The organism is Sphingopyxis sp. 22461 (assembly GCF_052044915.1).
Taxonomy (GTDB): domain Bacteria; phylum Pseudomonadota; class Alphaproteobacteria; order Sphingomonadales; family Sphingomonadaceae; genus Sphingopyxis.
The window spans coordinates 62,437-70,561 of record NZ_JBQENY010000019.1; the positions used below are offsets into that span (position 1 = coordinate 62,437).

Below are 8,125 nucleotides of genomic sequence, written 5' to 3' on the forward strand. Positions count from 1 at the left end.
AAGGGCCATGCTGAACTGCCCCAAGACCGGCCTGTTCGCCGCGGCGTTCCTTGCCGTCGTGGCTCTCTCCCCTGCCTCCCCGGCGGGGGAGAGAATAGGCAGACCCTGGACGTTGGAGGATATCCTGCTGGTTCCAGAGGTGAACGAACTCGCGCTTTCATCGGACGGCCGCTTTGCGATTTACGCGGCAGAAGCCGCCGACGCGGAAGCGAAGCGCACACGGGCGCGGATCCGGATCGTCGACATAGGTGCGAGGACGCAGCGAAATATCGCGAGCGCCGACGTCGCAAGATCATTCAAGAATGTTCCTGGTACTGAGGACTGGAGTGCCCTTCTCGATATCGGCGAAGGGCTTCAGCTTTACCGGATCTCGGCCGCTGGCAAGATAAGTCCAGAGATCAAGAACCCCGAGTTGATCTCGGTCGGCAAGGCGGATCTCTCCGTAGCTATGGGTGGCGGAGCCCCGCCGCTCGAGATTGGAATCTTGGCCTACGACTGGTCCCCTGACGGACAATCGCTCTGGTATTCGCAGCTAAAGGCAAAGTCTGGTCCACCTCCGGTCCGCTTCGACGAGGGAGTGACCCGTCTGCGCAGCCGCAGGCGATCATCAATTGAAACCGAGGTCGATTTTTTCCTGCGCGCGCCGGACGGAAGCATCGACAGGGTCATCACCCGTCCGACCAGCGATCGAATGGCGATGCACGCAGGCGCCAAGGTTATCTGGCGCGGTGACGAGATTCTTTTCAGGACCGAGGCGCCCAACGGCTCGCCCGGCAGCGTCTTCGAAACGCGCGCATGGAACCGCAGGCAGAAGAGCATCCGTATCGTATCGAACGAGCGTGACGCGCGCACGCTTACGATGCTCAGAGGGCCGCGAGGCGGTGCACTCTCCACTTCAGGCATCGGCGCTGCACTCGAACTTATAGAAAGCGGCCCGGGTGAAGAGCCCCACCGCTATGGCCGATTCCCTTTCACTATCAGCGACAGCAATTACGCGGCTAGTCGCGATGGGCGGAAAACGATCGTCGGCACACGCAACCTCGAGACATCGCGCTATGGCCTTGCGCTGGTGGAAAAAACCGATGTTCGCGAAATCACCGGCACCGGCAGCCTCACCAAGTGCAGTTTCGATAATCGGCTCAGTCTTGCGATCTGCGTGGAGGAAGGCGTATCGAAGCCGCCAAGACTTGTTCGTGTCGACCTTGCCCGCGGCGCCATCGAGCCCCTTGTGACGGTATCTCCACGCCATGAGGAGATCATGCCGCTCCAGGCGCGCGCCAAAACTTGGACCAATCGCAACGGGTACAAGGCTACGGGCTATATACTCTACCCGCGAGAATTTCGTCCCGCCACACGTTATCCTGCGATCGTAATCACGCATGGATTTGACGCCGACGAGCGCTTTGCCAAGGCGGAAAACCAATGGAACTATCCTGCTCAACTCTTTGCCGAGCGCGGCTATGTCGTGCTGTTAATCAACGATCCGCTGCCCTATCAGTCGTCAAATCTGCGCGCCGCCTACAGTGCTTGGTCTCGAGGCAGCGGCCCACCCGATCCGGAGACAGTGCGGCAGCTCATCTGGATTGAGGGCGTCAATAGCCTCGTGGACGCGGTAAACGACCTTGCGGCGGAGGGCCTCATCGACCCTGCCCGCGTTGGCATCGCGGGCTACAGTCGCGGCGCTCAGATGGTCAATGTCGCTGTCACGCGGACCGAAATCTTCAGCGCTGCGTCTAGCGGCGATGGCGGCTTTCTGGAGCCCTCCGGCTACGCCGGATGGCCGGCCAGCTATGATCCAGTCTATGGCGGATCCCCGATGAGCGAGCATTTCGAACAATACCGCAGCTTTGCTCCTTCCCTCAATGCGATGAAAGTCTGTGCGCCGGTCCTGCAACAAGTCGCGGCCGCATCTCCCTCGCAGGCCGAACTGTTCGATGCACTTCGGGCAGCGAAAGTACCGACCCAGCTGACCTATTATCCTGGCACTAGCCCGGCATCCGATGAGACGCATATCTTTCATATCCCGTCAAACCGCATGCTCGCCATGCGCGAGAATGTGGCCTGGTTCGATTATTGGCTCCTCGGCAAGCGCAATACGGACGCCCCTTTCCCAGAGCGCCTCGCAATGTGGGATCGCATGGCCGAAAACGGAAAGCCGCGCTGTGGCGCCAACGAGTCTGCACCTTAGCTCAACCGCCATTCCACCGCCGCGTCCAGCTTTCCGCCGCCGCGAATGAAAGAATGCGTTGCTCCCGCGCATTACCCCGCCAGGAAATATCTTCGCGCTCGTCCAAGAAGGGTATATCGATAATGCCGACGGCGGCCAGGGCGCCCCCGCGAAGCATTTGGTGAAGGCGATCGCGCTGCGTGCTATAGATCGAGAGATTGAACTCAGCCGGACCTCCCTTTTGCAACCGGTCAATGATCTTTTTCGGAAGCCGGTTTGAAAAGGCGGCGCGGGCGACGGCGCGATCGCGTCCGTCGGCTATCCAATGCCAAGTCGGAATAGAGAGACACAATTCCACGATCGGTTGGGAGAGCAATGGCGCGATGTGCGGCGGCGCGCTGCGCCGCGGATAAAGCTCGATGCTTTTTTGCGCGCGCATTAGAAACGCGACATGAACAGTCTTCCCGGGGAGGGCGTCGGCAGGCGGCAGGAGCCAAGGATGAGAAAAGCCCTGCGCCTCAATCCGCTCCACAAGCTCCCTTTCAAGGCCAAGCTCGTTGTATCGCGGCACATGCGCCCCGCCGGCGCGCCTGTGCCGTGCCCAAGCATGCTTCAGTACCGTAAACATGTCTGCACCGGTGAGGCTCGAGATGTTCCGAACTGTTTTGCCAATTGCCGTGCTTGGTCCTTTGGACAGGAAATGATCGAGCAGCGGAACGGCGCTGCGAATGCTGCAAAATATTCCGTCGCCTCCATTGCCGGAAAAATGCGCATCGATAGGCATTTCTAACTGCAATCGCCGGTGAACGGCGCCAACCGCCTGTTTGAATATCGGAGATATTGGCCAAGGGTGATGAGGCGTGACTGCACGATCGAGGTCGATATCAGCCAGGTCGAGCGGCACGTCGCGTAAGCGGATGCCGAGCGAACTCGCGACGGCGTGTGCATAAGGGCGCTCATCGCCAGCAACGCCGGGGCTGACAAGCGTCAGAGCCGTCAGTCTTTCTGATCGAGAAGTTGCTGCCACCGCAACGATCGAGGAATCCAGACCCCCAGATGCCCCCAGCAAAATCGAAGGGAAGCAGCTAGACCAAGTGCCGATACAATCCGCAATCGTCTGGCGAAGGTGGCTCGCTTCTTCCTCGATGGACATTTTTCCGGGAGCCACATGGTCCCACGGTGACCACCATGGCTCGATCGTCGCGCCCAGCCGGTCCACAATGAGGCACTCTCCCGCAATCAGTTCCTCAACGCCGACAAGACAGGTTTTCCGGCCGCGAGCATCTCCTGAAGCCAAGATGCGACCGATTTCTTCAAAGTCGACCCGGCCCGGTCCGGGTACCGCCAAGTCGGTAACATCGCCAGCCAGCGCCGTCTCCACCCCCGCGCGTCGGATATAGCAAGGCAATAGACCGGACGGGTCCCGCAGCACGTAGAGCGCGCCGCCCTGCGTGACATGGACGAAAATATAACCGCCCCAATAGCCGGTAAGCAGGGCCCGTCCATTGGCAGCAGCGAGCGCGCTCCCGTCTGCCCCTGCCCCTTCGCGCACGCGCACGCTCGGCGGTCCCTTTCGGAACAAGTATCCCAGAACGACGGTTCTTGCGTCGATCGCGATCATCGGCTCATCCGACCAGAGCATCACATTTGCGACGGTGAAGTCTGGAGGGCGCCCGAAGATTCTATGCCCCTCCGAAGGTTTCCCGGATGCGACATTGAAGTCGATGTAGAAACCGCCAGCCATCAGACAGCAAATATAGGCTGGTAGCGGCGGATGATATCGAGAGTATCGGTAAGAACGACGTCTTCGGCCTGCACCCAGCAATGCGCCGAGAACGGCATCGTGACCCCAAACACGAGTCTTGCGTCGCAGCCCCTCTGCGCCAATAGACGTTTCATCGCGATTCCACGCACGAGGCATTGGTCGGCAGCGGAGATAAGACGCTGACTGCGTAGAAATGCCGCGGCGATATTCTGACTGACGCGCTCGTCGCAAGAAGTGTTTCGGGGACGACCTCGCTCCAGTTGCGCCACAATATCGAGAATGCCGACCCGACGAAGCTCGGCGCGCACACGGCGCTGCATCCAGATTACTCGCAAGATGCGCGGCACAGAGGCAGTGCCGAGCGGGCAATCAACCAGGCTGGTAGCAGGAAGCGTGAAGGTGGGCGGCGCCAACAAATCGTCGGCTTGGACCGGCCCGATCAGACCGGCGGTAAGAAGCTGGGAGAGCGCATGGTCGCTTGGCGCTCCGGTCAAATAGCTTTCGAAGGCAAAGTGAAAATGGGGCGGAAGGAGAAAATAGCGGTCGGCCGGCAAATCGAAGAAGATGTGATCGCCACCCATCCTACAATGGTGAAGGCCTGGGCGCAGATAAGATGACATGATCGGCATTGGTGCGATTACGACTGCGGTCGGCGTGCCCCCGTCCGGCGGCACGCCGAACGCTTTCAATCGTCGGTGCTGATCGCGCCGACGAGGCCGTAATGATCCCCATCCTCGAAATCGGGCTCGCCGAGTTGCTTGATGCCGCGCGTCTCGACGCTGATGGCACCGAGATCGATCATTTCGTCATTGTCCAAGATCGTCATGCTACTTTCCTTTCAATATGCGACAAATTCGAGTCGCAGCCAAACTATATTCTTCGCAAAACTAGAACGCAACCATATACTTTGAGTCAACTCCGAGCATATTCCAAATATATTCCAACTACATCTAGAATATAGTCCGAAAATATTCCCAATATATTTGTAGTGTATTTCAATGAAAATTCTTGCATATCGATCGCAGCAAATTTTGCCCGATGCTAAACTGAAACTGAGCCTCGGCAGTGGGCCGCTGCCTTGGCGGCAGTCAGCTTCGTCAACGAATTCTTCGCGTTGACCTTTTCCGAGACGTACTGGCGTCGAGACGCCTTCCTATCGTTGCCCGCTTAGACGGCACGTCGCGCCAGACAGCGAGCAGATGACAGCACCTGATTGAGCTACTGAAGCTCTCCAGTGGAGGTTGCCTCTTCGCCGCACTCAACCCACCAGTCGTCAAAAGTTCGCTCGTCGCATTCGCCGAAAGTGCTATCGAAATCTTCGAATTCGTAGGCGGCTTGCGCCGTGATAAGCGTGGACAGGGGTTGCCCTTCAGCTTCATGGCGCCGCACCGTGTAAGCGATCACCTGGCCACCAATATGTTGGCGTTTGTCGAGATCCAACCTGTCCTGCGCGAACCGCAGGCGTCAACATGCTCTCACGAGATCGCCCGGGAAGTCGGTGATCAGAAATTCGCGATAGAAAGCTGGCTCGGGATTCAAAGCTGGCTCGGGGTAGATTCCGTGCCCGAGTGGCTCGCTTTCGAAATCGTTCGAGGAGCGGTATACGAACCCTCCAAACTCATCGATGTCGGGGTCATAGCACAGGTGATAAATATAGGCGGGCCCGTCGCCGCGCTCCTCGTCTGACATCTCGACCCAAATCTTCCGAAGCCTCTCAGGCGTATCAATATCGAGCACGTGCATTTGGGTTGCCAGGATCTCGCTAAGGACCGTGAGCGACCAGCGTTGAAACGTAAGCGATGTTTTCAGGCCACGGCGGTCCAGGGCATGAGGTTGCGGACGGCATTGGCGGGATGCCCGTTGGCGAGCTTGGTCAGTATTTCGGTCAGCCAAGTGTGGGGGTTGAGACCGGAGAGCTTGCAGTTTTCGATGAGCGTGGCGATGACGGCCCAGTTGTCTCCGCCTTCATCAGAGCCTGCGAAGAGGGCATTTTTGCGGTTCAAAGCGAGGGGGCGGATCGACCGCTCGACGGCATTGCTATCGAGGTCGACCCGGCCATCGTCGAGGAAGCGGGAGAGCCCGTCCCAGCGAGTGAGCGCGTAGCGGATTGCTTCACCGATCTTCGCTTTGGCGCTGACCTGACGGCTGCGGGCTTCAAGAAACCGACGCAGATCGTCGATGATGGCGCGGCTGCGCTCGCCCCGGGCTTGTTGGCGCTGTTCGGGCGGCGCACCTCGCACCTCGTCTTCGATGGCATAGAGCAAGGCGATGCGGCGCAGCACCTCGGTGGCGACCGGCGATGTGTCGGCGAGCTCGTAGAACTTGCGGCGCACATGGGCCCAGCAGAAGGCGAGCCGAATCTGCTGACGCCGCTTCGCCAGCGCGGCATAGCCGCCATAGCCGTCGACCTGCAGGATGCCCGCGAAATCGCCGAGATGGGCTTCTGCCCGCTCAGCCTTGCGGTCGGCGGCATAGACATAGGCGACCATCGGCGGATCGTTGCCGCCCCAGGGGCGATCATCGCGTGCATAGGCCCATAGCTGCCCGGTCTTGGTCCGCCCGCGTCCGGGATCGAGCACCGGCGCCGTCGTCTCGTCGGCGAACAAGCGTTCCGATCTTCGCAATCGCTCGAGGATGTGATCGCGCAAGGGGCGCAAATACCATGCCGCCCGGCCAACCCAGTCGGCCAGCGTCGAGCGATCGAGCTGGATACCTTGCCGGGCATAGATCTGTGTCTGCCGGTATAGCGGAAGATGGTCGGCATACTTGGAGACCAGCACCTGCGCGATCAGCGCTTCGGTCGGGATACCGCCCTCGACGATCCGCGGCGGTGCCGGGGCCTGCACGACCGCACCCTCGCATGAACGGCAACCGTAGCGCGGGCGGCGGGTGACGAGGACACGGAAGGTGGTCGGCACGACATCGAGGCGCTCGGCGACGTCCTCGCCGATCTGATGAAGCGCGCCGCCACAACAGACACAGGTCTTCGTCTCGACATCGACGATCTGTTCGACCCGCTCCAGATGCGTCGGCAGCGAACCCCGGTTGGTCTTCCGCGGCCGCTGTGCCGGAGCCCCGCTTGCCTTGTCGCGAGCGTGTTCGGCCGCGGCCAAGGCCGTCTCGACTTCCTCGAGGGCAAGCTGGAACTGATCGGGATCGAGCTGTTCGGACCGGCGGCCAAAACGGTGACGCTGCAGGGCGTCGATGATCGCTTGTAGACGCTCGACCTCGGCTTTGAAAATCTTGAGCGCATCGAGCTCGCGAGCCTGTTCGAGGACGAGCGCGCGAAGCGCTTCAACGTCATCGGGAAGGTCGGCTTCCATGAGCATGGAAGCAGTGAATCAGCATGGGAAGGCCGCGTCAACCGGCAATCTGCGGAGCGATCGGGCGGCGTCCGCCATGCACTCGGCGCCAGTCCAGACCTTCCAGCAGAGCGCCAAGTTGTGCCGCCGTCACACGCATCACGCCGTCCTGAATCCCCGGCCACTTGAAGCTCCCTGACTCCAGCTTCTTAGCCATCAGGCACAGGCCGGTTCCATCCCACCAGACCAGCTTGATCCGGTCGGTCCGCTTCGCCCGAAAGACGTAAATCACCCCGGAAAAGGGATCGCCGCCATACTCGGCACCGACCAACGCCGCCAACGCGTCCGGCCCTTTGCGGAAATCTACGGGCCGCGTTGCGATCATGACGCGGGCGCCAGCGCCAGGCCCGATCATCGAGCCGACCGAAGGGCTTGCACCACGGCAGCAGCCAGATCGGCCTTGGCCGTTCGCCCAATCCGGATCACGGCACCATCGATCTCCACTTCTATCGCGACATCGCTGCGTCGGGCGTTGTCGGCGACCACCGGCACGAACATCGGCTCCGCATCCATCGAGCCACGCTGGGCTTCCAGCGCGTAACGAAGCTCGCGGCGCCAGGTGTAGAGCTGGGAGGTCCGGATATCGTGCCGCTGAGCAAGCGCCGTCAGATTATCGCAATGCTGCGCTTCTGCGACGATCGCCAACTTCTGCTCCACGGTCCACGATCGGCGTCGACCGACCGTCCCACTGAACACCTCGAGGCGCCGGGCCGGCTCCGGACTAACTCCAGTGCGCGTGTCCAGTCCGGTCGTTAGCGTCGCGTCGTCCATATCCCCTCTGGTCTGCCTCAATCACGAAACCAAACAAGGTGGGGCCCGAACATCGCTTAC

9 protein-coding genes are annotated in these 8,125 nt (G+C 60.6%); 1 reads left to right on the top strand and 8 read right to left on the bottom strand.

The annotated features are described in order from the left end of the window. The first annotated feature begins 7 nt into the window (after positions 1–7). Positions 8–2,188, top strand: coding sequence for a prolyl oligopeptidase family serine peptidase (locus ACTJI5_RS22505; RefSeq protein ID WP_440861915.1), 2,181 nt, complete (start codon positions 8–10; stop codon positions 2,186–2,188). Between the two features lies 1 nt (position 2,189). Here ACTJI5_RS22505 and ACTJI5_RS22510 read toward each other — a convergent pair whose 3' ends face one another. The 8 genes from ACTJI5_RS22510 to ACTJI5_RS22545 all read right to left on the bottom strand — a co-directional run bounded on the left by ACTJI5_RS22510 (position 2,190) and on the right by ACTJI5_RS22545 (position 8,065). Continuing rightward, the gene (locus ACTJI5_RS22510; RefSeq protein ID WP_440861916.1) at positions 2,190–3,788 is read right to left on the bottom strand and encodes an asparagine synthase-related protein; all 1,599 of its coding nucleotides are present in this window, start codon (positions 3,786–3,788) and stop codon (positions 2,190–2,192) included. Between the two features lie 122 nt (positions 3,789–3,910). Further along, a complete protein-coding gene (locus ACTJI5_RS22515) occupies positions 3,911–4,513 on the bottom strand; it encodes a lasso peptide biosynthesis B2 protein (protein WP_440861917.1) in 603 nt (200 codons plus the stop codon). Between the two features lie 104 nt (positions 4,514–4,617). Next, on the bottom strand, positions 4,618–4,758 hold the full coding sequence (locus tag ACTJI5_RS22520) for a hypothetical protein (protein WP_193749156.1): 141 nt from the start codon (positions 4,756–4,758) through the stop codon (positions 4,618–4,620). A gap of 392 nt (positions 4,759–5,150) precedes the next feature. Next, positions 5,151–5,372 carry a hypothetical protein gene (locus tag ACTJI5_RS22525; RefSeq protein ID WP_440861918.1) on the bottom strand — a complete coding sequence of 74 codons (222 nt, stop codon included), beginning with the start codon at positions 5,370–5,372 and terminating at the stop codon, positions 5,151–5,153. A 24-nt stretch (positions 5,373–5,396) separates the two neighbouring features. Then, on the bottom strand, positions 5,397–5,675 hold the full coding sequence (locus ACTJI5_RS22530) for a hypothetical protein (protein WP_440861919.1): 279 nt from the start codon (positions 5,673–5,675) through the stop codon (positions 5,397–5,399). 62 nt (positions 5,676–5,737) lie between these two features. Then, positions 5,738–7,261, bottom strand: coding sequence for an IS66 family transposase (tnpC, locus tag ACTJI5_RS22535; protein WP_440859285.1), 1,524 nt, complete (start codon positions 7,259–7,261; stop codon positions 5,738–5,740). A gap of 31 nt (positions 7,262–7,292) precedes the next feature. After that, positions 7,293–7,619, bottom strand: a complete 327-nt coding sequence (gene tnpB, locus ACTJI5_RS22540; RefSeq protein ID WP_440859286.1) for an IS66 family insertion sequence element accessory protein TnpB — start codon at positions 7,617–7,619, stop codon at positions 7,293–7,295. Between the two features lie 26 nt (positions 7,620–7,645). Further along, positions 7,646–8,065: a transposase gene (locus tag ACTJI5_RS22545; RefSeq protein WP_440859287.1), complete on the bottom strand. Its 420-nt coding sequence runs from the start codon at positions 8,063–8,065 to the stop codon at positions 7,646–7,648. Positions 8,066–8,125 lie beyond the last annotated feature (60 nt).